This window comes from Nonomuraea wenchangensis, from assembly GCF_900111685.1.
Taxonomy (GTDB): Bacteria; Actinomycetota; Actinomycetes; order Streptosporangiales; family Streptosporangiaceae; genus Nonomuraea; species Nonomuraea wenchangensis.
In genome coordinates, this window is sequence record NZ_FOHX01000008.1 from 152,462 (window position 1) to 172,345 (window position 19,884).

Here is a 19,884-nt window from a genome sequence, read left to right on the forward strand (position 1 = left end):
GTGAAGGGGAGCGTATGACGCAGGCGGACGAGGCGAACGCCACCCGGCCCATCACGGCCGGCGCGCGCTACGTCGCGCTCGGCAGCTCCTTCGCCGCGGGCCCCGGGATCGCGCCGATCGTCGAGCGGCGGGCAGGCCGCTCCGGACGCAACTACGCCCATCAGGTGGCCGGCGCGCTCTCCCTCCGCCTGACCGACGTCAGCTTCTCGGGCGCGACCACGGTCGACGTCCTGGAAGGGCGGCGCGGGACGCCCGCCCAGATCGAGGCCGTGACGAGCGGCACCGCGCTCGTCACGATCACTGTGGGCGGCAACGACCTCGGCTACATCGGCGGCCTGATCGCCGCCGGGGCCGCCGACGCCACCGCCCGGCGTCTCGGCCGGATCTCCCGGCGGGCCGCCCGGTGGGTGCGCGGCCGGGTGTCGCTGGAGGTGGACGGGCAGAGCGTGGAGGCGGCCGAGCGGGCCATGACGGCGGTCGGACAGGCCGTCCGGCGGCGGGCCCCGGCCGCGCGGGTGCTGTTCGTCGACTACCTGCCCGTCGCCGGCAGCCACGAGCGGGCCGGCGTCCCCGCGCCCCGGCTGCCGCTCACGCCCGGCGAGCTGGGCCAGGTCACCCGTACGGCCGAGCTGCTGTCCCGCGCCTTCGCCACGGCGGCCGAGCGCAGCGGGTCCGAGCTCGTACGCGCCTCGGCGGCCGGGCTCGACCACGGGCCGCTGTCCCCCGACCCCTGGGTCACCGGGTACGAGGGCTCACTGCTGCGGCGCGGCGCGGCGGTGCCGTACCATCCGACCCTGGCCGGCATGACGGCGGTCGCCCGCCTGATCGTCGAGCACCTGCGCGAGCCCGGGCCCGCTCAGCCCGCGAGCTGATCCAGGAGGCTCAACCGGTCGATCTTGCCCGTCTGGTTGCGCGGCAGCGACTCGACGAACACCACCTCGCGCGGCACCTTGTACGCGGCCAGCTCGGCCTTGACCGCCTTGCGCAGGTCGTCGGCCGAGGGCGGCGCGTCCTGGTCGGGCACCACGTACGCGGCCAGCCGCTGCCCGAACTCCTCGTCCGGCACGCCCAGCACCGCCACGTCGGCCACGCCCGGCCACCCGGCCAGCAGGTCCTCGACCTCCTGCGGGAACACGTTCTCGCCCCCGGAGACGATCATGTCGTCGTCGCGGCCGTCGATGAACAGCAGCCCGTCCGGGCCCCGGTGGCCGAGGTCGCCGGTGGGCAGCAGGCCGTCGGCCGCGCCGGTGAAGGTCAGCCCGCCGGACACCAGCACCCGGCCCACCTCGCCGGGCGGCTGCTCCGCGCCGTCCGGGCCCGCCACGCGGACGGTCGCGCCGCGCGGCGGGCGGCCCACGGTGCCGGGCGCGGCGCGCAGCTCGGCCGGCGTGGCCAGCGCCGCCCAGCCGGCCTCCGTGGAGCCGTACAGGTTGTAGAGGACCTCGCCGTAGGCGTCCATGAACGCGGCGGCCAGGCCGGGAGGGAGCGCCGAACCGCCGGAGACCACCACCCGCAGGTCCGGCAGGCGGCGCGGCGGGCGGGCCAGCAGCCGCCGCAGCATGACCGGCACGGCGACCAGCGCCGCGGCCCGCTCGACGGCCAGCGCGTCCAGCACGGCGCGGGCGTCGAACCCGCCGCGCAGCAGCACGACCGGGCAGCCGAGCACCAGAGCGGCGCCGTACCAGAGCAGGCCCAGGCCGTGGAACAGCGGCGGCGCGATGAGCATCGGCTCGCCGCCGCGCAGCGGCACCGTGGCCAGCATCGACACGAACGGCTCGGCCAGCTCGGCCAGCGACAGCCGGCGCGGAGCGCCTTTGGGCGTGCCGGTCGTGCCCGATGTCAGCAGCACCAGCCGCCCCGGCCGGCGCGGCGGCTCGACGGCGGAGCCGGTGGCCAGGCCGGCGGCGGCGAGCAGGTCGAGGTCGCCCACGCGCGGCCCGTCGAACTCCACCGGCGGCAGGTCCGGCGCGGCGATCAGCACGTCCACGCCCTCCCGCGTCAGCAGCTCGCGCAGCCGCGGCCCGGCGAGCCCGGTGTTGAGCAGCAGCAGATCCGCGCCCAGCCGCGACACCGCCGCGATCGCCAGCGGGAAGCCCCGGTCGTTGGGCCACATGACGGCGACCGTGCGCCCCGGCCCCACCGCGTGCCGCCGCCGCAGCTCGGCGGCGAGCCCGGCGGCCCGCGCGTCCAGCTCGGCGAACGTCAGCGAGCCCGCCTCGTCCACCACCGCGGTGCGGTCCGGCCAGCGGGCCGCCGCGATCGCCACCCCGGCCGCCGGGGTGACGTGGAAGTGCCGGTACGCCTCCACCACACGGGCCAGCGCGGCGGGCGGCACCGGCCCCAGCAGCCCGTTGCGGGTCAGCGTGAGCGCCGCCTCCACCCCGAAACCGCCCAGCTCGACCAGCCTTGCGAACATCCGCGCACCGCCGCCTTTCGCTCGAACGGGGATCGACGGAGATCGTACGTGTACCCCGGCACGTCCCTCAGGAACCCGTCACCGGGTGCGGGCCGCCCCGGCCTGCGCGGGCAGCTTCAGCGCGATGCGTACGGTGGTGCCCGCGGGCCCGGTGAGGAAGACGACCTCGTCGGACAGGCGGCGCATCAGCCAGATGCCGCGCCCGCCCGGCGCGGACGCGGCCGGCAGCGACTCGCGTTTCAGCACCTCGACCGGGATGCCGTCCCCGTCGTCGGCGATCTCGCAGACCAGCCTGCCGCCCTCCGGGCCGTCCTCGCGCCACAGGCGCAGCCGGCCCCGCCCGCCGCCGTGCTCGACCGCGTTGACCAGGCATTCGTTGACCGCCGACAGGAAGTCCCCCAGCCGCTCGCCGGTCACCCCTTGGGCGCGGGCGCAGGCGAGGACCGCGTGGCGGGTGCGTACCAGGCAGCTCTCGTCGAAGTCCACCTTCAGCAGGCCCATGTCCTCACTGTCGGCGACTTCCGTCGTTCCGAACAGTGCTCAAGGTCACAACGACGAGGTACGAAAACCAGAGTGTGGCCTTTACAATGTAGATCAGGAAGTCAGGCCGAACCGCCCGGCGAACGCCGCCAGCTCCTCCCGCCGCTCCTCGGGACCGGCCGAGGCCGGGCTGACCACGATCCGCGTCACCCCCTGCGCGGCCAGCGTCTCGACGTCGTCCTCCGTCATGTCGAGCGCTCCCCAGCGGGTGTACTCCAGGGCGCCGGGGTCCCGTCCCGCCCCGGCGGCCGTGGCCCTCACCAGGTCCCACTGCTCGGCCCGCTCCCGCGCGTCGAGCCGCCCGCCGGGGAAGTAGCCGTCACCCCGCAGCCCGGCCCGGCGCGCGGCGGCCCGGCTGGACCCGCCGACGTGCACCGGCAGGCCCGCCCCGCCCAGCGGATGGGGGAAGCTGCACAGGTCGTCGAAGGTGTAGAACTCCCCCTGGTGACCGACGCCCTTCTCGTCGCCCGCCCACAGCAGCCGCAGCACGTCGATGGCCTCGTCGGCGCGCCGGCCCCGGGTGGCGAAGTCCACCCCGACCGCCCGCGCCTCACCGGGCAGCGCGCCGACCCCGATGGTGAGCAGCCGCATCCGCCCGCCGGACAGCACGTCCACGGTGGCCAGCCGCTTTGCGAGCGGCACCGGGTGGTGGTACGGGATCAGCAGCACGGCGGTGCCGAGCAGGATGCGCCGGGTCGCCCCGGCGACGAAGGCCAGGCAGTCGAGCGGATCCAGGTACGGCAGCGCCGGCGGCAGCTCGAAGGGCCCGACCCGCGCGCCCGGGTACAGGACCAGGTGCTCCGGCACGTACAGGGACTCGAACCCGCATTCCTCGGCGTGCCGGGCGAACGCCACGAGGTGCTCCGGGTCGGTGCCGAAATGGGCGGTGTTGTAGCTGATTCCGAATTTCACCGTCGCAGGCTAGAACCTTGACACCGGCGTCATGGCAAGCCGGAAAGTTTCACGTTCGCTTGCCGCCCGGCCGGGCGGCGGTTTTAATACGCCGAGATCCCGCCCCGCGTCCCCGTGAAACTTTCTTTTCACTGGGAAAGCGCTTACCCGACGAGAGGACCCCGTGATGCGGTTACGAAAGACCGCCCTCGCCTTGGCGACGGCACTGGCGACGGCGGCGGCCGGCGCCGTCGTGACGACCGGCGGCCCCGCCCAGGCCGCCCCGCCGACCAAGCAGATGGAGGACCTGGACCGCGGGCTGATCAGCGTGCGCTCCGGCTCCGGCAACCTCGTCTCCTGGCGGCTGCTCGGCACCGACCCCGACGGCGTCTCCTTCAACCTCTACCGCGGCTCCACCAGGATCGCCTCCGGCCTGAACGCCTCCACCAACTTCCTCGACAACGGCGCCGCCGCCGACGCCTCCTACACCGTCCGGGCCGTGGTCGGCGGGGCCGAGCAGGCCGCCTCCCCCGCCTCGCTGCGATTCACCGGCGGCGCGTACCTCGACGTGCCGATCCAACCCCCGTCCGGCGGCACCTCCCCCGACGGCGTCGCCTACACCTACAGCGCCAACGACGCGAGCGTGGGCGACGTGGACGGCGACGGCCAGTACGAGATCATCCTGAAGTGGGACCCCTCCAACGCCAAGGACAACTCCCAGTCCGGCTACACCGGCAACGTCTTCGTGGACGCCTACCGCCTCAACGGCACCCGCCTGTGGCGGATCGACCTCGGCCGCAACATCCGCGCCGGCGCGCACTACACGCAGTTCCAGGTCTACGACTACGACGGCGACGGCCGGGCCGAGGTCGCCATGAAGACCGCCGACGGCACCAGGGACGGCGCCGGAACCGTCATCGGCAACTCCGGCGCCGACTACCGCAACTCCAGCGGCTACGTGCTGTCCGGCCCCGAGTTCCTGACCATGTTCAACGGCCTGACCGGCGCCGCCATGTCCACGGTGAACTACGACCCGCCGCGCGGCACCGTCTCCTCCTGGGGCGACAGCTACGGCAACCGGGTGGACCGGTTCCTGGCCGGGACGGCGTACCTGGACGGCGAGCGGCCGAGCCTGATCATGGCCCGCGGCTACTACACCCGCAGCGTCATCGCCGCCTGGGACTTCCGCAACGGCACGCTCACCAAGCGGTGGACGTTCGACAGCAACTCGGCCGGCTCGCAGTACGCCGGCCAGGGCAGCCACAGCCTGTCCGTCGGCGACGTGGACGGCGACGGCCGCGACGAGATCGTCTACGGCGCCATGGCCGTCGACGACAACGGCAGCGGCATGTGGTCCACCCGCACCGGCCACGGCGACGCCCAGCACCTCGGCGACTTCGACCCGGCCCGCGCCGGCCTGGAGTACTTCAAGGTCAGCGAGGGCACCAGCCAGCCCGGCTCGCTCTACATCGACCCGCGCAACGGCCAGATCCTCTGGCAGACGGCGTCCGGCTCCGACAACGGGCGCGGCGTGGCCGGGGACATCTCGACCGTCCGGGTCGCCTCGGAGTTCTGGTCCGCCGCGGACGGGAACCTGCGCAGCGTCACCGGCAACACCGCCGGCCGCAAGCCGTCCTCGATCAACTTCCTCGTCTGGTGGGACGGCGACCCGGTGCGCGAGCTGCTCGACCAGACGCGCATCGACAAGTACGGGACGGACGGCGACACCCGCCTCCTGACCGCCTCCGGCGTCCACTCCAACAACGGCACCAAGGCCACGCCGTCGCTGTCGGCCGACCTGTTCGGCGACTGGCGTGAGGAGGTCGTCTGGCCCACCTCCGACAACCGGGCCCTGCGGATCTACTCCACCACGATCCCGACCGACCGCCGCCTCCACACGCTCATGCACGACCCCCTCTACCGGGTCTCGGTCGCCTGGCAGAACACCGCCTACAACCAGCCGCCGCACACGAGCTTCTTCCTCGGCGACCGCATGGCCACGCCGCCCCGCCCGAACATCTACGTGCGCTGAACGGCGATGACCGCGCAGCCGTCGTGGTCCGGCCGCCCGGAGTGAGTCCTCACGTCCCGGCGGCCGGACCACGTCCGGTGGCGATCAGTTCCAGTTCTTCCAGTCCTTGCTGCCGGGCCACCACCACTTGTCGTTGGCGGTGCTCTGGGCGCTGTTGGCCTGGGTGCTGCTGGGCCGGTTGGCGTCGTACTGGTTGCCGCCGTACCGGTTGGCGTCGCTCTCGTCGTACTCGTCGTAGCTCGGCGTAACTTCTTCGACCGACTTGACGGGGTGTTCCTTCTTGATGTCCTCGTGCTTGAAGTCGTTCCTGAAGAAGTCACGCCGGTGCAGGCGGTTGTGGCGGCGGTTGAAGTTGTCGTTGAAGTTGTCGACGATGACGTCGACCCGCGGCGGACGCTGCCAGCGCGGGCCGCGCAGGATCGGCTTCTCCCTGGTCACGTAGTGCGTCTGCGTGACGTGCTTCACCGGCTTCGGCGGGGCGCCCCCGGCCTCGACGGTGGGAACCATGACGCTGGCGCAGGCGACCCCGAGGCCCCCAGGAATGATCATGATGCTGGCGGCCGCGCCGGTCAGAGCCAGCGCGGCGAAGCGCCCACGGCGCGGCGCCCGCGATTGCCGAGTCTTCATTTTCACGTGCTCTCGTTTCCGTTCATGGTGATGTCTACCGAAAATCCGGCACTCGCACTTCGGCGTGCGCTCAGACGAAAGCAGACGTACCCATGCGGATGTTCTCTTTTATCCCTCCAAACTCAAAGGACCCATCAAAACCCCCAGAACCCACCTGTAACAGGACGCGCCCTTCGTCTCCGGTCTACTCGGTGATCTCGTTGACGAGCCTTGCCCAGAAAGCCGTCAGCGCGCCGCTTCTGTAGCGGGTGTGGCGGATGCGTTCATGGCCGCCGTCCGGGTCGCAGCGGTAGACGGCCACCTCGGTGTAGGGGACGCCGTCGTCGTCGAAGCCGGTGTAGAGGTGCGCCCAGTCCCCCGGCTGCGGGGTCCAGTCCGGGAACGCGAGTCTGGCGGCATGATCGCGCAGCGCGCTCAGCCACCTGTCCTCACCCGATGCGGCCATACTTCACGGTGGCAGGACAGGGGCAAAGAGCGGACAAATCACCCCAAAACCGGCGCTAGATGCCGCGTCGGCGGGCGCGGTAGGCGGTGGCCTTGGCGCGGTTCTGGCAGGACAGGCCGCAGAAGCGGCGCGAGGCGTTCCTGGTGACGTCGAAGAAGACCAGCTCGCAGCCGTCCGCCTCGCAGCTCCGCAGCCGGACGCCCTGGCCGACGCCGATGACCATGGCGAGGGCGGTGGCGGCGTTGGCGGCCCAGGCGTCGGCGAGGGTGGCGTCCGGGGCGTGGAAGGCCAGGACCGGCGGGTCGCCGTACAGGCTGGGGACCGCGCGGTGGCGGATCAGCACGCGGTTGAGCGCGGTCACGGCGTCCGGGTCGCCGCCGAGGATCGGGCGCAGCTCGGCGGCGACCTCGGCCAGGCGGGCGGCGTCCTCGTCGCCGAGGCGTACCGGCTCGGCCGCGCCGGGCGACGGGCTCCAGCCCGCGTGGGCGAGCGCCGCCTCCAGTGCCACTCGGGGATCGGGCGGGGGCTCGGTGTCGCGCCCGCGTACGCGGGTCACGGCCAGCTCGTTCACCAGCAGGACGGCCAGCTCCGCCCATCGACCGACATAACTGTCTATTTGGGATTGACCAGTGATGCGCCATGCGTCTATCGTCACTGGCGTAGCTTACCTAGACAGTGAGGATTTGGCATGGATGAGATGTCCCGTCTGGCCCGCCGCATGTGGCACCAGCTCGAACCCCTGCACGCCGTGCTGTACTTCTCCCCCGAGGCGCTCCAGGAGGCCGCCGCCCTCGGCTACGACGTCGAGTCGCGCTGGCCGAGCTACTTCGCCTACCGCACCGCCCCGCTCGGGCGCGCCGGTACGCGGCTGGCCACGGCGGCCTGCTACAGCTTCAGCCCGGCGACGGTGGCCGCGCACGTGCCCGCCGTGTGGACGGTCGCCGCGCCGGAGCGCGTGCTGGAAGCGCGGCTGACGGCGGTCGACCGTACGTACCGCGGCCTGCTCGGCGACCTCATCGCCGGGCCGGAGCTGCGGGAGGCCGCCGAGCTGGCCCGGCGGGCGGCCGAGGGCGTGGGCGTGGAAGGCCGGGCGCTCACCGCCGCGAACCTGGACCTGCCGTGGGCCGACGAGCCGCACCTGGTGCTGTGGCAGGCGGCGACCGTGCTGCGCGAGCACCGCGGCGACGGCCACCTGGCGGCGTTGCTGGCGGCGGAGCTGGACGGGTGCGAGGCGCTGGTGTCGTTCGCGGCGATCGGGGCCGCGCCGGTGGAGTCGTTCGCCGGGCGCGGCTGGAGCGCCGCGGAGTGGGACGCGGCCCGCGAGCGGCTGGCCTCCCGCGGCCTGGTGGACGCCGGCGGCCAGGCCACCGAACGCGGGCGCGCGCTGCGCGACCAGGTCGAGCGGATGACCGACGAGCTGGCCGCCGGGCCGTGGCGGCTGCTCGGGCAGGAGCGCACCGAGCGGCTCGCCCGGCTCGGCGGGCCGCTGCTGGGCCCGATCTTCGAGGCGGGCCTGCTGCCGATGACCAGCACGCTCGGCATCGCTACCGTCAAGGCCCCGGACTGACGACGCCCGCTGGCGTGGCCCGGCCCGATCAACGAGACTTGGTCCGGCCCTGCGAAGTGGGTGAGTGAGGGCTGAAAGGGGACGAACGGGGCTGGACCCGGACGGGGAGGGACGGGATGGGCAGAGGCGCGATCGCGTGGACGCTGGCGACGCTGCTGGCCGTGCTGCCCGTCGCCGGCTGCACCGCCGCGCCCCAGCCAGCCGCCGGGCCGCAGGCCCACCGGAGCCCGGCGAGCCCGCAGTCGGAGCAGAGCCCGCAGGCTGGGCAGTCTCCTTCCGCTCAGCCCCCGCAGGCCCGGGGGCGGGCGAGCGGGTGCTCGGCCGCGACGCCGCTCAAGGCGGGCCGCCACACGATGACGCACGACGGCCTGCGCAGGACCTTCCTGCTGGCCGTCCCCAAGGGAAAAGGCCCGCACCCCGTCCTGCTGGACCTGCACGGGCTCGGCTCCGACGCCGCCCAGGAGAGCTTCTACAGCCGCCTGGCCGTGGAGGGCCCGCGCCGCGGTTACGTCGTGGCCACCCCGCAGGCCGCCGACGGCCGCATGGGCTGGACGCTGCCCGGCACCTCCGGCCCGGACGACGCCGCGTTCCTCGCCGCCCTGCTCGACCGGCTGGAGAGCGGCCTGTGCGTGGACCGGCGGCGGGCGTTCGCTGCCGGCTTGTCGTACGGCGCCGCCATGTCCGCCGCCCTGATCTGCGCCCTGGACGGCCGCCTGGCCGGTGTCGGGGCGGTGGGCGGGCTCAGCGTCGCCCGGCCGTGCGACCGGCCCCTCCCCACGACGCTGCTCGCCTTCCACGGCACCGCCGACCGCGCGGTCCCGTACCGGGGCGGGCATCCGTTCCCCGACGCCACGGGCGCCCTGCGCGCCCTCGCCGACCTGGTGGTCCTGCCGCCGGTGGAGCGGGCCGCGGACGACTGGGCGCGGGCGCTCGGCTGCTCCGGCCGCGCCACCTCCCGCCCCGCCACCGGCGTACGGCTGCGGACCTGGACGTCGTGCCCCGCGGGCGCCACCGTACGCCTCTACACCCTCGACGGCGGCGGGCACACCTGGCCGGGCTCCATCAGGTCGCCCCGCCTCGACGCCACGGCGCTCATGCTCGACGCCTTCGACCGGGCCCCGGCCCGCTGATCGGCTACCCGGCGGAGCCGCCGCTCCAGCGACTACTCTTGTCGCTCATGACTCAGGTTGGACAGGCGGCGGCCCGCGCCCTGCTGCGCCGGCTCGCCGTCGAGCAGGCCGAATGCAAGGTTCCCTCGTTGACGGCGGCGATCGTCCGCGACGGGCGGACGGCGTGGTTCGGCGGGCGCGGCCGGGTGGGCGACGGGCCGCCCACGGCCGCCACGCAGTACCGGCTCGGCTCGATCACCAAGTCGATGGTGGCGGTGGTGGTGATGCGGCTGCGCGACGAGGGCGCGCTCGCGCTCAACGACCGGCTTGACGCCCACCTGCCGGACGCGCCGCACGGCCATTTCACCATCGCCCAGTTGCTCTCGCACACCTCCGGGCTGACCGCCGAGCCGCCCACCGCCTGGTGGGAGCGCACCCCTGGCGTCCCTGTCGGCGACCTGTTCAAGCGTCTGGGCCCGGACGAGGCCAAGCACCGGCCCGGCCGCCGCTTCCACTACTCGAACGTCGGGTTCGCGCTGCTCGGCGAGCTGGTGGCGCGGCTGCGCGGCGGCACCTGGTGGGACGCGGTACGCGAGGAGGTGCTGACGCCGCTCGGCATGGACGGCACCACGCCGCGCCCCCGGGCCCCGCACGCGACCGGCTACGCCGTGCACCCCTGGGCGGACGTCGTGCTGCCCGAGCCCGAGCACGACGCCGACGCCATGGGCCCGGCGGGGCAGCTCTGGTCCACACCGCACGACCTGGCGCGGTGGGCGGCGTTCCTGTGCGGCGACACGGGCGGGGTGCTGTGCCCCGGCACGCTGGCCGAGATGCGCGAGCCCATCGGCGTGGACGACGGCGACTCCTGGACCGCCGGGTTCGGGCTCGGCCTGCAGCTCGCCCGTTCCGGCGGGCGGCGCCTGTCCGGCCACTCCGGCTCGATGCCGGGCTTCCTCGCCACCGTGTGGGCCGACCCGGCCGAGGGCGTGGGGGTGCTGTTCATGGCCAACACCACCTCCGGGCTCAGCGGGCGGCTGCTCACGGACCTGCTCGACATCCTCGACGAGCACGAGCCGCGCCTGCCCGACGAGTGGCGTCCGGTCGCGGCCGACCCCGGCCTGCTGGCCCTGACGGGGCTGTGGCACTGGGGGCCGAAGCCGTACGCGCTGCGGCTGCTGCCCGAGCGCGGCCTCGCGCTGGAGCCGCTGAACGGGGGCGGGCGCGCGTCGCGGTTCGTGCCGCAGGACGACGGGACGTGGCTGGGACTCGACGGCTACTACGCGGGCGAGACGTTGCGCGTCTCCCCGGACCACCTCGACCTCAACACGTTCATCTTCACGCGGGAGCCGTACGACCCGGCCGCGCCGGTCCCGGGCGGCGTCGCCGACTGGCACGCCTGACCGTTCCCACGGCGTTCCCGCTCGGCCGCGGTGGCAGCATGGTCGTGTGCGCGTGGGGATTCTGGGGCCGATCGAGGTCGAGTCGGCCGCCGTCGGGGGCGCCCGGCTGCGCCTGCTGGTCGCCCGGCTGGCGGTGGCGGCCGGGCGGGCCGTCACGGCGGAGGAGCTGGCCGGGTGCCTGTGGCCGGACGACCCGCCCGCCGACCCGGGCAACGCGCTGCAGTCGCTGGTCTCCCGCCTGCGGCGGGCGCTGCCCGAGACCGGGGCGCTGGTGTCGGTGCCGGGCGGCTACCGGCTGGACGCCGGCACGGACGCGGAGGCGTTCGACCGGCTCGCCGCCGAGGCCCGCCGCCAGCCGGACCCGGCCTTACGGGAGCGGCTGCTGACCGAGGCGCTGGCGCTGTGGCGGGGGCCGGCTCTGGGCGAGCTGGCCGCGCTGCCGTTCGCGACCGGCCACGCCGTACGTCTGGAGGAGGCGCGGCTGGCGGCCGTCGAGGACCGCGCGGAGGCGCGCTTGGCGCTGCACGCCCGCACGGTCGGTCGGCCGGTCCCCGAAGCCGACGTCGTGGGCGAGCTGGCCGGGGAGCTCGGGGAGCTGGCCGGTCGCCATCCCCTGCGGGAGCGGCTGCACGCGCTGCGGGTCCGGGCCCTGCACGCCGCCGGGCGTCGCGCGGAGGCCCTGGCCGCGTACGAGGAGTGCCGGCGCGCTCTGGCCGCCGAGCTGGGGACCAGCCCGGGGCCCGAGCTGCGCGAGGCCCATCTGGAGGTGCTGCGGGCCGAGCCGCTCCGCCCCCGGCGGACGAACCTGCGCGCCCCGCTGACCAGCTTCGTCGGCCGCGACGCCGAGCTCGCGCGGCTCCACGACCAGCTCCGCACGGGCCGGCTGGTCACGCTGGTCGGGCCCGGCGGCGCGGGCAAGACCCGGCTGGCGACCACGGCCGCCGCCGCCCTGGTGGCCGAGCACACCGCGACATGGCTGGTGGAGCTGGCCGCCGTCACCGACCCTGCCGACGTGCCACGGGCCGTGCTGTCCGTGCTGGGCGACCAGGCGAGCCGCCATCCCGGCGTGACCGGCACGACGGAGGCCCTGGCCGAGGCGCTGTCGCCGGGCCGCGTCCTGCTGGTGCTGGACAACTGCGAGCACGTGGTCGAGGCCGCCGCCCGCCTGGCCGAGGAGCTGCTCGGCCGCTGCCCCCGCCTCCGGGTGCTGGCCACCAGCCGCGAGCCGCTGGGCATCCTGGGCGAGACCCTGGGGCCCGTGCCGCCACTGCCGCCCGAGCCCGCCGTGCGGCTGCTCGCCGACCGCGCCGCGGCCATCGACCCCGCCCTCGTCCTCGACGCGGACGTCGCCGCCGAGATCTGCCGCCGGCTGGACGGGCTGCCGCTCGCCATCGAGCTGGCCGCGGCCCGGCTGCGCGCCCTGACCCCGCGCGAGCTCGCCGACCGGCTCGGTGACCGGTTCCTGCTGCTGACCGGCGGCAGCCGTACCGCGCTGCCGCGTCACCGGACGCTGCGGGCGGTCGTCGCCTGGAGCTGGGACCTGCTCGACGACGACGAGCGGGTCCTCGCCGAACGGCTCGCCGTCTTCGCGGGCGGCTTCGACCTGGCCGCCGCCGAAGGCGCCGGAGGCACCCTCGACGTGCTCGCCGCCCTGGTCGACAAGTCCCTCGTCCAGGCCGCCGGGGACGGCCGCTACCGCATGCTGGAGACGATCAGGGAGTACGGCCTGGAACGGCTGACCGACGCCGGTCTCCTGTCCGAGGCGCGCGCCCGCCACGCCGCCCACTACCGCGACCTGGCCGAGCGGGCCGAGCCGCACCTGCGCGGCCCCGACCAGCTCGCCTGGATCGGGCGGCTGCTGGCCGACCACGACAACATCCTGACCGCGCTGCACCACGCGGCCGACACCGGCGACGCCGACACGGCGCTGCGGCTGGCGGCGGCGATGGGCACGTTCTGGGTCATCCGCGGCTTCAGCGCCGACTCCGTCGGCTGGCTCGAACGCGCGCTCGCCCTGCCCGGCTCCGCCCCTCGGCAGGCCCGCCTCATCGCCTCCGCCGTCTGCCTGATCAACGGCGCGCTGGCCGGTGGGCACATCCGGGCGGAGCCCGCGCTGCGTGAGCTGCGCCGTACCGCCGAGGAGGTGGAGCCGGAGCCGGAGCATCCGGTGCTGGCGATGCTGCAGCCGGCGCTGGCGCTGTTCACCGACGACTCGGCGTTCGGCATGGAGGTGATCGGGCGGCGGCTGTCCCATCCGGACCCGTGGACGCGCGGGATGCTGTACGTCGCGCGGGCCGCGCTGAAGGAGAACGACGGCGACATGGCCGGCTCGCGGGAGGACCTGCTGTCGGCGTGCGGGCACCTGCGGGTGGCCGGCGAGCGGTGGGGCCTGTCGATGGCGCTGACCTCGCTGGCGGAGGCGCACGCCATGTTCGGCGAGTTCGACGCGGCGCTGGCCGCCATGGCGGAGGCCATGACGCTGCTGCGGGAGCTCGACCCGGACGCGGGGCTGCTGCACCAGCAGGGCTGGCGGGCGCAGATCCTGGTCAGGCAGGGCGACGTCGCGCGGGCTCGTGCGGAGTTCCGCGCGATGCTGGAGCCGGACGGCGGCGAGCCGTCGGAGCACGATCTCGCCTTCGCCCACCTGGGGCTGGGTGACCTGGCCAGGATGGAGGGCGAGTTCGGGGGCGCGGCGCGGTCGTACGAGCGGGCGGCGGCGCTGCTGGAGGAGTCCGCCTCGGTCGCGCCGCAACTGCGGGCACTGGTCCTGATCGGGCAGGGCCATCTGGCGGTGGCGTGCGGGGCGCTGGAGGAGGCGGCCGGGCGGGTGGCCGAGGCGGTCGAGCTGACGTTGCTGGTACGGGACATGCCGGTGCTGGCGAGGGCCGCGGTCGCCCTCGCCGAGCTGCGGGAGGCGCAGGGCGCGCCGGAGCGGGCGGCGACGCTGACCGGCGCGGCCGAACGGCTCCGGGGCGCGCCCGACGCGGCGCTTCCCGATGTGGCCCGCCTGGCGTCCCGGCTGCGCGCCCGGCTGGGCGAGGCCCGCTACGCCGCCGCGCACGCCGACGGCCGGGCCCTGCCCCCCGCCGAGGCCGTGTCGCTGGTCCGCGCGGCGACGTCGGACACACGCGCCGACGGCTGAACGACCGGCCCGGGTGGCACGGCAGGCCGATGGGGCAGATGCCCGCAGGCCGGCGGTCGCGGCCGGTCACGCGCGGGCGGTCAGGCGCGGCGGCGGTAGGCGGCGACGGCGAGCGGGGCGAGCACCGCCAGCATCACCACGCCCGACACCAGCGTCCACACCACACCGGTGGCGACGGGCCCGCCCAGCATCAGCCCACGGGCGGCCTCCATGGCGTGGTTGACCGGGTTGACCGACACCCAGGCCCGCAGCCATCCCGGCAGCGTGTCCTTGGGGGTGACCATGCTGGTCCCGAACGTCAGCGGGAACAGCACGACGAACGCCGCCCCCTGCACCCCGCCCGGCTCCCGCATCAACATCCCGACCAGCACGAACGCCCAGCTCACGCAGAACGCCAGGAACACCGTCAGCAGGCACGCCGCCAGCACGGGCACGATCCCCGTGTGCGCCCGGAAGCCCAGCGCGTAGCCGAAGCCGAGCAGCACCGCCTCCGCGAGCACGTACCGGATCAGGTCGCCCAGCACCGAGCCGATGAGCGGCGCGGAGCGCCCGATCGGCAGGCTGCGGAACCGGTCGAAGACCCCCTTCTTGATGTCGGTGTTGAGGTTGACCCCGGTCGCCATCCCGCCGAACAGCACGGTCTGGACCATGATCGCCGGGAGCAGGAACTGCAGGTACTCGCCGGTCGAGCCGGCGACCGCGCCGCCGAGCAGGAACACGTAGACGACGACGAACATGACCGGCTGCAGGGTGACGTCGAGCAGTTGCTCGGGGGTGCGCAGGGTCTTGCGGATGCTCCGCCCGGCCAGGGCGAGGCTGTGCCGGGCGAGCCGGAACGTGCGCCGCCGCTCCTCGCCGGGGGCGGCGGCCCGCGAAGGGGCCGCGGTCTCGGTGGTGGTCATGCGGCGCGCTCCTGTCCGGTGCGGTGGCCCGTGAGGGTGAAGAAGACCTCGTCCAGGCTGGGGAGGCGGAGCGACAGCTCGGTGACGGCGAGCCCGGCCGCGTCCAGGCGGCGGACGATCTCGGTGAACGCGGCGGCGTCGTCCACCGGCACGGTCGTCGCGTCGCGGCCGGCCGGCTCGGCGGGACGGCCGGCGACCGCCGCGGCGATGGCCGCCGCCTCGGCCAGTCGGGCCGGATCGGCGGGGCGCACCAGCACGGTCTGGCCGCCGACGACACGCTTGAGCTCGGCGGCGGTGCCGTGCGCGATCACCCGGCCGTGGTCGACGACCGAGATGGCGTCGGCCAGGGCGTCGGCCTCCTCCAGGTACTGGGTGGTGAGCAGGACGGTGACGCCGTCGGCGACGAGGCGGCGGACGATCGCCCACACGTCCTCGCGCTTGGCCGGGTCGAGGCCGGTGGTGGGCTCGTCCAGGAAGATCACCTCGGGCCGGCCGACGAGGCTCGCGGCCAGGTCGAGGCGGCGACGCATGCCGCCCGAGTAGGTCGAGGCGCGCCGGTCGGCGGCCTCGGCCAGGCCGAAGTCCGCCAGCAGGCGGGCGGCGCGGGCCTTGGCCTCGCCGGAGCGCAGGTCGAGCAGGCGGCCGATGAGGACGAGGTTCTCCGCGCCGGTCAGGTCCTCGTCGACGGAGGCGTACTGGCCGGTCAGGCCGATGAGGCGGCGGACGCGGGCGGGGTGGCGCACGACGTCCACGCCGGCGACGGCCGCGCGGCCCGCGTCGGGGCGCAGGAGCGTGGCCAGGATGCGTACGGCGGTGGTCTTGCCGGCGCCGTTGGGGCCGAGTACCCCGAGGACGGTGCCGGGCGGGGCGGACAAGGAGATGCCGTTCAGGGCGGTGGTCTCGCCGAAGCGTTTGACCAGGCCCTCGGCTTCGAAGGCGTACATGGGGCCCATCGTGCGGGGCGGCGCTGCCGTTTCCCGCACAGATCGCTGTCAGCCCCCGCCACCGCCTGACAGCGGGGTCACCCCGTGAGGGCGCGGGCCAGGTCGGCGGCCGGGCCCGGGGGCAGCGTGCCGTGCAGGAGCTCGACGCGGTGGACGAGACGCGGCGCGGACACCGGCACCCCCACCGCGCCGCCCGGGGTGCGCAGTGCGGAGGCGGGCAGCAGGGTCAGGCCGTGCCCGGCGGCCACGAGGGCGATCAGCGTGCGCACGTCGTCGCCCCGATGCTCCAGCGCCACCGGGAAGCCGTCGCCGGCGAGGGCGCGCAGCCGGGGCAGCGGGCAGAGCGGCGTACGCAGCCAGCGCGCGTCCGCCAGGTCGGCCAGCCGCAGCGCCGCCCGCCCGGCCAGGGGATGGCCGGCGGGCAGGGCCACGACCACGTCCTCCTCGCTGACGCCCGTGGTCGTCAGCGGCCCGGCGTCGGGCGGACGCAGCGGGTCGCTCGGCGCGGCGAGGCCGTCGACCAGCCCGAGGTCGGCCTCCCCCTCGGCCACCAGCACGGCGACCCGCTCGCGCCCGCACGTCACCACCGTCACCTCCAGCAGGGGCCACGCGGCGCGGGCCCGCGCCAGCCGGTCGGCGAGGTCGGCGGTGAAGCCGAGCGGGGTGACGGCCAGGCCGATCCGGTGGCGGGGCGCGGCGGCGGCCCGCAGCACGTCGGCGCGGGCCGCGCGCAGCCGCAGCAGCAGCGGCTCGGCGTGCTCCAGCAGCCGCCGCCCGGCCGGGGTCGGCTCGACGGGGCGCCGGCTCAGCAGCGGCAGGCCGAGGTCGGCCTCCAGGGCGGCGATCTGCTGGGAGATCGCCGACTGCGTGTAGCCCAGCTCGGTGGCGGCGGCCGAGAAGGAGCCGCACCGAGCCACGGTCACGAACGTCGTCAGCAGATGAGGGTCCATCAGCTCCCCTTATGGCAGGGGCAGGACCTCACGACGGGCGGGCCGCGGTGGCCTTGAGCAGATCCCGCAACAGGACGAAGTCGACGTTCTCCGGCTTGCGGAACCGCAGGCAGCCCTTGCCCATGTCCTGTCCGGCCAGCCGTTCCTCGAACGCCTCGCGGACGTCACCGCGCATGAGGTAGAAGGAGATGTACTGCTTCTGGCTGGCGAACGCGATCTCGCAGGAGCCGTCCCGCCCGTACGCCGGCATCCCGTACGCCATGACCTCGTCGAAGCCCGCCAGCTCCTCCCGGCACAGCTGCCGCAGCTTGGCCAGCACCTCCCTGCGTTCCGCGGGGACCTCCGTCAGGTAGCCGTCGACGTCGCCGGCCTTGCTCTGCACCATTGCGCCAGGCTAGTTCGGATTCGAGGCGGACGTCCATGAGCAACCCTTATGGCAGGTGCAGGAATCATCGTTGGCGCTTCACCGGTAACGGCCGTCACGATGGAAGGCATGAGAATCGCCCTCGTCGGGGACCGCTCCCCCAGCGTCCGCTCGCACACCCGCATCCCCTGGATCACGGAGGCGCTGCGCGAGCACGACGGCATCGCCCTCGACCCCTACTGGATCCGCACCACGGACGTCGCCGCCGGGCTGGACGGCTTCGACGGCGTCTGGCTGCTGCCCGGCAGCCCTTACCAGGACGAGGCGGGCGCGGTCGAGGCCGTGCGCGTGGCCAGGGAGGGCGGCCTGCCGTTCCTCGGCACCTGCGCGGGCTTCCAGCACATGCTCCTCGAGTACGCCCGCCACGTGTGCGGCCTGGACGTGGCGCACGCCGAGAACGACCCGGCCGGCCGCGACTTCCTGCTCACGCCGCTGGCCTGCTCGCTGGCCGGTCACGAGAGCCTGGTCCGGCTCACGCCCGGCACCCTCATCGCGCGGATCGTGGCCGCGCGGGAGACGCTGGAGTCCTACGTCTGCTCGTACGGGCTCAACGAGTCCTACAGGGACGCCCTGACCGCGGGCGGGCTGGTCTTCTCCGGCCACGCCGCCGACGACGGCACCGCCCGCGTCGCCGAGCTGCCCGGCCATCCGTTCTTCCTGGCCACGCTGTTCCAGCCGGAGCTGGCCGAGCGCGACGGCCGGCCGCATCCGGTGATCTCCGCGTTCGCCGCCGCCGTGACCCGCCACGCCGCGGCCCTGCGCGTCTGAGTCAGGGCTTCTCCCAGATCGAGACGTGCCGGGTGCTCTCGCCGGTGAACGGCTCGCGCGTCCAGCCCTCCCAGCGCTCGCGCAGCCGCATCCCGGCGAGGCGGGCCATGAGGTCGAGCTCGGCAGGCCAGACGTACCGGAACGGGATCGAGCGGAACCGGCCCTGGCCCCCGGCCACGTCGACGTAGTTGGAGCTCATGGCCTGGGTGGCCACGTCGTAGAGGTCGTAGGCCCATGAGCCGTCGCCGACGTGGAACGGCACGGCCGTCTGGCCGGGCGGCAGCCGCCGCAGGTCGGGGACGCCGACCTCGACGACGAAGCAGCCGCCGGGAGCCAGGTGGGCGGCGACGTTGCGGAAGCAGTCGACCTGGGCGTCCTGGGTGGTGAGGTTCATGATCGTGTTGAAGACGAGGTAGGCGACCGTGAACGTCCCCGGCACCTTCGTGGTGGCGAAGTCGCCGATCGTCACCTCGACGTCCGCGCCGCCCGGCTTGGCTCGCAGCCGCTCGACCATCGCCCGCGACAGGTCGATGCCGTGCACCGGCACGCCGCGGCGGGCGAGCGGCAGCGCGAGGCGGCCGGTGCCGACGCCGAGCTCCAGGGCGTGGCCCTCGCCGGCCAGCTCGGCCAGCAGGTCCACGGCCGGCTCGATCGCCTCGGGGGCGAACATGGCGGCCGAGGAGTCGTCGTAGGCGGCGGCGACGCTCTCGCCGAAGAAACCGTCGTCGGGATCATCCACGGCCGGGACGTTACCCGCGCCGCCCGGCGCGCTGCCACCGCTTTTCCGCGCGGGCCGTCAGCCCGGCCGCCTGATGCTCTCGATGATCCTGGCGAAGCCCTCCTTCCCGTGACCGGCGTCGACCTGGCGCTGCACGAGCCGCTGGACCATGGCGACGACCTCGGTGCTGACCCCCTGGTCGGCGCTGGCGGCCACGAGGTACGTGAGGTCGGAGAACTCCAGGCTCTGCTGCCCCGGCACGGTGTAGTCGCCGCCGTCGATCACCGCGGCGAACCCCTCGAAGGCGCCGGTCATGGCGGTCAGCCACGGGGCGGCCATGGCGGCGAACTCGCCCGCCGTCACGCCGGCCGGTGCGACCATGGCGGCGCCGTGCGCGAACCCGGCGAACATGACGTACATGCCGGCGAGGAGCGCGAGGTCGTACAGGGAGGCGAGGCCGGCGTCGGCGCCGAAGTAGGTGCTGCTCCCCCACAGGTCGAGCAGGTGCCTGTGCTCGTGGAAGGCGTCCGCCGACCCGCTGTAGAGGACCGACGCCCCCGGCCGGCCGATCATCGGCGGCACGGCCATGATGCCGCCGTCCAGGTACGCGGCCCCGACACGGTCCGCCCACTCGGCCATCTCCCGCGACTGGGCCGGTGTCGTGGTGGTGACGTTGACCAGGGTCCGGCCGGCCAGGTCGTCCGCGAGCGGTTCGAGCACCTCGCGGACCGAGTCGTCGTCCAGCAGGCAGACGATCACCAACCGGGCGGCCCGGACCGCGTCGCCGGCCGTGGCGGCGGCCCGCGCGCCGCGCGCGACCAAGGGGTCCGCCTTGCGCGGTGACCGGTTCCACACCGTCACCGGATGCCCGGCCGCCACCAGGGCGGCCGCGAGCGCGCCGCCCATCTCCCCCAGCCCGAGCACACTTACTTGAATGTCGTGGTTCGTCATGGCCCCCATCTTTTCCACCGCCGCTAGAGTTGACCAGTACGGACTAATTAGTCAGGTA

At 74.6% G+C, this 19,884-nt stretch carries 19 protein-coding genes; 7 read left to right on the forward strand and 12 right to left on the reverse strand.

Features of this window, described 5'->3' with window-relative positions; all coding sequences use genetic code 11:
- Positions 1 to 14: 14 nt before the first annotated feature.
- Positions 15 to 872 (forward strand): SGNH/GDSL hydrolase family protein, encoded by an 858-nt coding sequence (locus tag BMW85_RS24915; protein ID WP_091085745.1) that lies wholly within the window; start codon positions 15 to 17, stop codon positions 870 to 872.
- Here BMW85_RS24915 and BMW85_RS24920 read toward each other — a convergent pair.
- From BMW85_RS24920 to BMW85_RS24930, 3 genes are all read right to left on the reverse strand, one after another.
- On the reverse strand, positions 857 to 2,416 hold the full coding sequence (locus tag BMW85_RS24920) for an AMP-binding protein (RefSeq protein ID WP_091085748.1): 1,560 nt from the start codon (positions 2,414 to 2,416) through the stop codon (positions 857 to 859). The two genes, BMW85_RS24915 and BMW85_RS24920, sit on opposite strands and share 16 nt — an antisense overlap.
- Positions 2,417 to 2,494: 78 nt before the next feature.
- Entirely contained in the window at positions 2,495 to 2,917 is a 423-nt protein-coding gene (locus tag BMW85_RS24925; protein ID WP_091085751.1) for an ATP-binding protein, read from the reverse strand.
- Positions 2,918 to 3,010: 93 nt separating this feature from the next.
- A complete protein-coding gene (locus BMW85_RS24930; protein ID WP_091085754.1) occupies positions 3,011 to 3,868 on the reverse strand; it encodes a TIGR03619 family F420-dependent LLM class oxidoreductase in 858 nt (285 codons plus the stop codon).
- 166 nt (positions 3,869 to 4,034) lie between these two features.
- Here BMW85_RS24930 and BMW85_RS24935 point away from each other — a divergent pair, with 166 nt between their 5' ends.
- Positions 4,035 to 5,879, forward strand: a complete 1,845-nt coding sequence (locus BMW85_RS24935; RefSeq protein ID WP_091085758.1) for a rhamnogalacturonan lyase — start codon at positions 4,035 to 4,037, stop codon at positions 5,877 to 5,879.
- 84 nt (positions 5,880 to 5,963) lie between these two features.
- Here the strand turns inward: BMW85_RS24935 and BMW85_RS24940 are convergent, their stop codons facing one another.
- From BMW85_RS24940 to BMW85_RS24950, 3 genes are all read right to left on the reverse strand, one after another.
- The gene (locus BMW85_RS24940; RefSeq protein WP_091085760.1) at positions 5,964 to 6,506 is read right to left on the reverse strand and encodes a hypothetical protein; all 543 of its coding nucleotides are present in this window, start codon (positions 6,504 to 6,506) and stop codon (positions 5,964 to 5,966) included.
- Positions 6,507 to 6,690: 184 nt separating this feature from the next.
- Positions 6,691 to 6,951 (reverse strand): hypothetical protein, encoded by a 261-nt coding sequence (locus BMW85_RS24945; RefSeq protein ID WP_091085761.1) that lies wholly within the window; start codon positions 6,949 to 6,951, stop codon positions 6,691 to 6,693.
- A 55-nt stretch (positions 6,952 to 7,006) separates the two neighbouring features.
- Positions 7,007 to 7,606, reverse strand: a complete 600-nt coding sequence (locus BMW85_RS24950) for a CGNR zinc finger domain-containing protein (RefSeq protein WP_245775044.1) — start codon at positions 7,604 to 7,606, stop codon at positions 7,007 to 7,009.
- Between the two features lie 33 nt (positions 7,607 to 7,639).
- On the opposite strand from BMW85_RS24950, the gene BMW85_RS24955 reads away from it, so the two are divergent.
- From BMW85_RS24955 to BMW85_RS24970, 4 genes are all read left to right on the forward strand, one after another.
- The gene (locus BMW85_RS24955) at positions 7,640 to 8,518 is read left to right on the forward strand and encodes an SCO6745 family protein (protein WP_091085765.1); all 879 of its coding nucleotides are present in this window, start codon (positions 7,640 to 7,642) and stop codon (positions 8,516 to 8,518) included.
- A gap of 116 nt (positions 8,519 to 8,634) precedes the next feature.
- Positions 8,635 to 9,648 carry a CE1 family esterase gene (locus tag BMW85_RS24960; RefSeq protein ID WP_091085767.1) on the forward strand — a complete coding sequence of 338 codons (1,014 nt, stop codon included), beginning with the start codon at positions 8,635 to 8,637 and terminating at the stop codon, positions 9,646 to 9,648.
- A gap of 47 nt (positions 9,649 to 9,695) precedes the next feature.
- Positions 9,696 to 11,027, forward strand: a complete 1,332-nt coding sequence (locus BMW85_RS24965) for a serine hydrolase domain-containing protein (protein WP_091085771.1) — start codon at positions 9,696 to 9,698, stop codon at positions 11,025 to 11,027.
- Positions 11,028 to 11,073: 46 nt separating this feature from the next.
- A complete protein-coding gene (locus tag BMW85_RS24970) occupies positions 11,074 to 14,169 on the forward strand; it encodes an AfsR/SARP family transcriptional regulator (RefSeq protein WP_091085773.1) in 3,096 nt (1,031 codons plus the stop codon).
- 80 nt (positions 14,170 to 14,249) lie between these two features.
- Here BMW85_RS24970 and BMW85_RS24975 read toward each other — a convergent pair whose 3' ends face one another.
- The 4 genes from BMW85_RS24975 to BMW85_RS24990 all read right to left on the reverse strand — a co-directional run bounded on the left by BMW85_RS24975 (position 14,250) and on the right by BMW85_RS24990 (position 17,350).
- Positions 14,250 to 15,071, reverse strand: a complete 822-nt coding sequence (locus tag BMW85_RS24975) for an ABC transporter permease (protein ID WP_091085775.1) — start codon at positions 15,069 to 15,071, stop codon at positions 14,250 to 14,252.
- Positions 15,068 to 16,015, reverse strand: coding sequence for an ATP-binding cassette domain-containing protein (locus BMW85_RS24980; protein ID WP_091085778.1), 948 nt, complete (start codon positions 16,013 to 16,015; stop codon positions 15,068 to 15,070). The genes BMW85_RS24975 and BMW85_RS24980 overlap by 4 nt, the downstream gene beginning before the upstream one ends.
- Before the next feature lie 77 nt (positions 16,016 to 16,092).
- Entirely contained in the window at positions 16,093 to 16,965 is an 873-nt protein-coding gene (locus BMW85_RS24985) for a LysR family transcriptional regulator (protein ID WP_091085781.1), read from the reverse strand.
- Positions 16,966 to 16,993: 28 nt separating this feature from the next.
- On the reverse strand, positions 16,994 to 17,350 hold the full coding sequence (locus tag BMW85_RS24990; protein ID WP_091085785.1) for an iron chaperone: 357 nt from the start codon (positions 17,348 to 17,350) through the stop codon (positions 16,994 to 16,996).
- 108 nt (positions 17,351 to 17,458) lie between these two features.
- Here BMW85_RS24990 and BMW85_RS24995 point away from each other — a divergent pair, with 108 nt between their 5' ends.
- Positions 17,459 to 18,157 carry a CTP synthase C-terminal region-related (seleno)protein gene (locus tag BMW85_RS24995; RefSeq protein ID WP_218155918.1) on the forward strand — a complete coding sequence of 233 codons (699 nt, stop codon included), beginning with the start codon at positions 17,459 to 17,461 and terminating at the stop codon, positions 18,155 to 18,157.
- Between the two features lies 1 nt (position 18,158).
- On the opposite strand, the gene BMW85_RS25000 is transcribed toward BMW85_RS24995, so the two are convergent.
- Positions 18,159 to 18,896, reverse strand: coding sequence for a class I SAM-dependent DNA methyltransferase (locus tag BMW85_RS25000; protein ID WP_091085789.1), 738 nt, complete (start codon positions 18,894 to 18,896; stop codon positions 18,159 to 18,161).
- Between the two features lie 57 nt (positions 18,897 to 18,953).
- Positions 18,954 to 19,826 (reverse strand): NAD(P)-dependent oxidoreductase, encoded by an 873-nt coding sequence (locus BMW85_RS25005; RefSeq protein WP_091085791.1) that lies wholly within the window; start codon positions 19,824 to 19,826, stop codon positions 18,954 to 18,956.
- Positions 19,827 to 19,884: the final 58 nt, after the last annotated feature.

Excerpts from the sequence above, each read along its gene's own strand:
- BMW85_RS24915 (WP_091085745.1), top strand. The coding sequence starts at position 15 with ATGACGCAGGCGGACGAGGCGAACGCCACCCGGCCCATCACGGCCGGC.
- BMW85_RS24920 (WP_091085748.1), bottom strand. The coding sequence starts at position 2,416 with ATGTTCGCAAGGCTGGTCGAGCTGGGCGGTTTCGGGGTGGAGGCGGCG.
- BMW85_RS24925 (WP_091085751.1), bottom strand. The coding sequence starts at position 2,917 with ATGGGCCTGCTGAAGGTGGACTTCGACGAGAGCTGCCTGGTACGCACC.
- BMW85_RS24935 (WP_091085758.1), top strand. The coding sequence starts at position 4,035 with ATGCGGTTACGAAAGACCGCCCTCGCCTTGGCGACGGCACTGGCGACG.
- BMW85_RS24940 (WP_091085760.1), bottom strand. The coding sequence starts at position 6,506 with ATGAAGACTCGGCAATCGCGGGCGCCGCGCCGTGGGCGCTTCGCCGCG.
- BMW85_RS24945 (WP_091085761.1), bottom strand. The coding sequence starts at position 6,951 with ATGGCCGCATCGGGTGAGGACAGGTGGCTGAGCGCGCTGCGCGATCAT.
- BMW85_RS24955 (WP_091085765.1), top strand. The coding sequence starts at position 7,640 with ATGGATGAGATGTCCCGTCTGGCCCGCCGCATGTGGCACCAGCTCGAA.
- BMW85_RS24960 (WP_091085767.1), top strand. The coding sequence starts at position 8,635 with ATGGGCAGAGGCGCGATCGCGTGGACGCTGGCGACGCTGCTGGCCGTG.
- BMW85_RS24965 (WP_091085771.1), top strand. The coding sequence starts at position 9,696 with ATGACTCAGGTTGGACAGGCGGCGGCCCGCGCCCTGCTGCGCCGGCTC.
- BMW85_RS24975 (WP_091085775.1), bottom strand. The coding sequence starts at position 15,071 with ATGACCACCACCGAGACCGCGGCCCCTTCGCGGGCCGCCGCCCCCGGC.
- BMW85_RS24980 (WP_091085778.1), bottom strand. The coding sequence starts at position 16,015 with ATGTACGCCTTCGAAGCCGAGGGCCTGGTCAAACGCTTCGGCGAGACC.
- BMW85_RS24985 (WP_091085781.1), bottom strand. The coding sequence starts at position 16,965 with ATGGACCCTCATCTGCTGACGACGTTCGTGACCGTGGCTCGGTGCGGC.
- BMW85_RS24990 (WP_091085785.1), bottom strand. The coding sequence starts at position 17,350 with ATGGTGCAGAGCAAGGCCGGCGACGTCGACGGCTACCTGACGGAGGTC.
- BMW85_RS24995 (WP_218155918.1), top strand. The coding sequence starts at position 17,459 with ATGAGAATCGCCCTCGTCGGGGACCGCTCCCCCAGCGTCCGCTCGCAC.
- BMW85_RS25005 (WP_091085791.1), bottom strand. The coding sequence starts at position 19,826 with ATGACGAACCACGACATTCAAGTAAGTGTGCTCGGGCTGGGGGAGATG.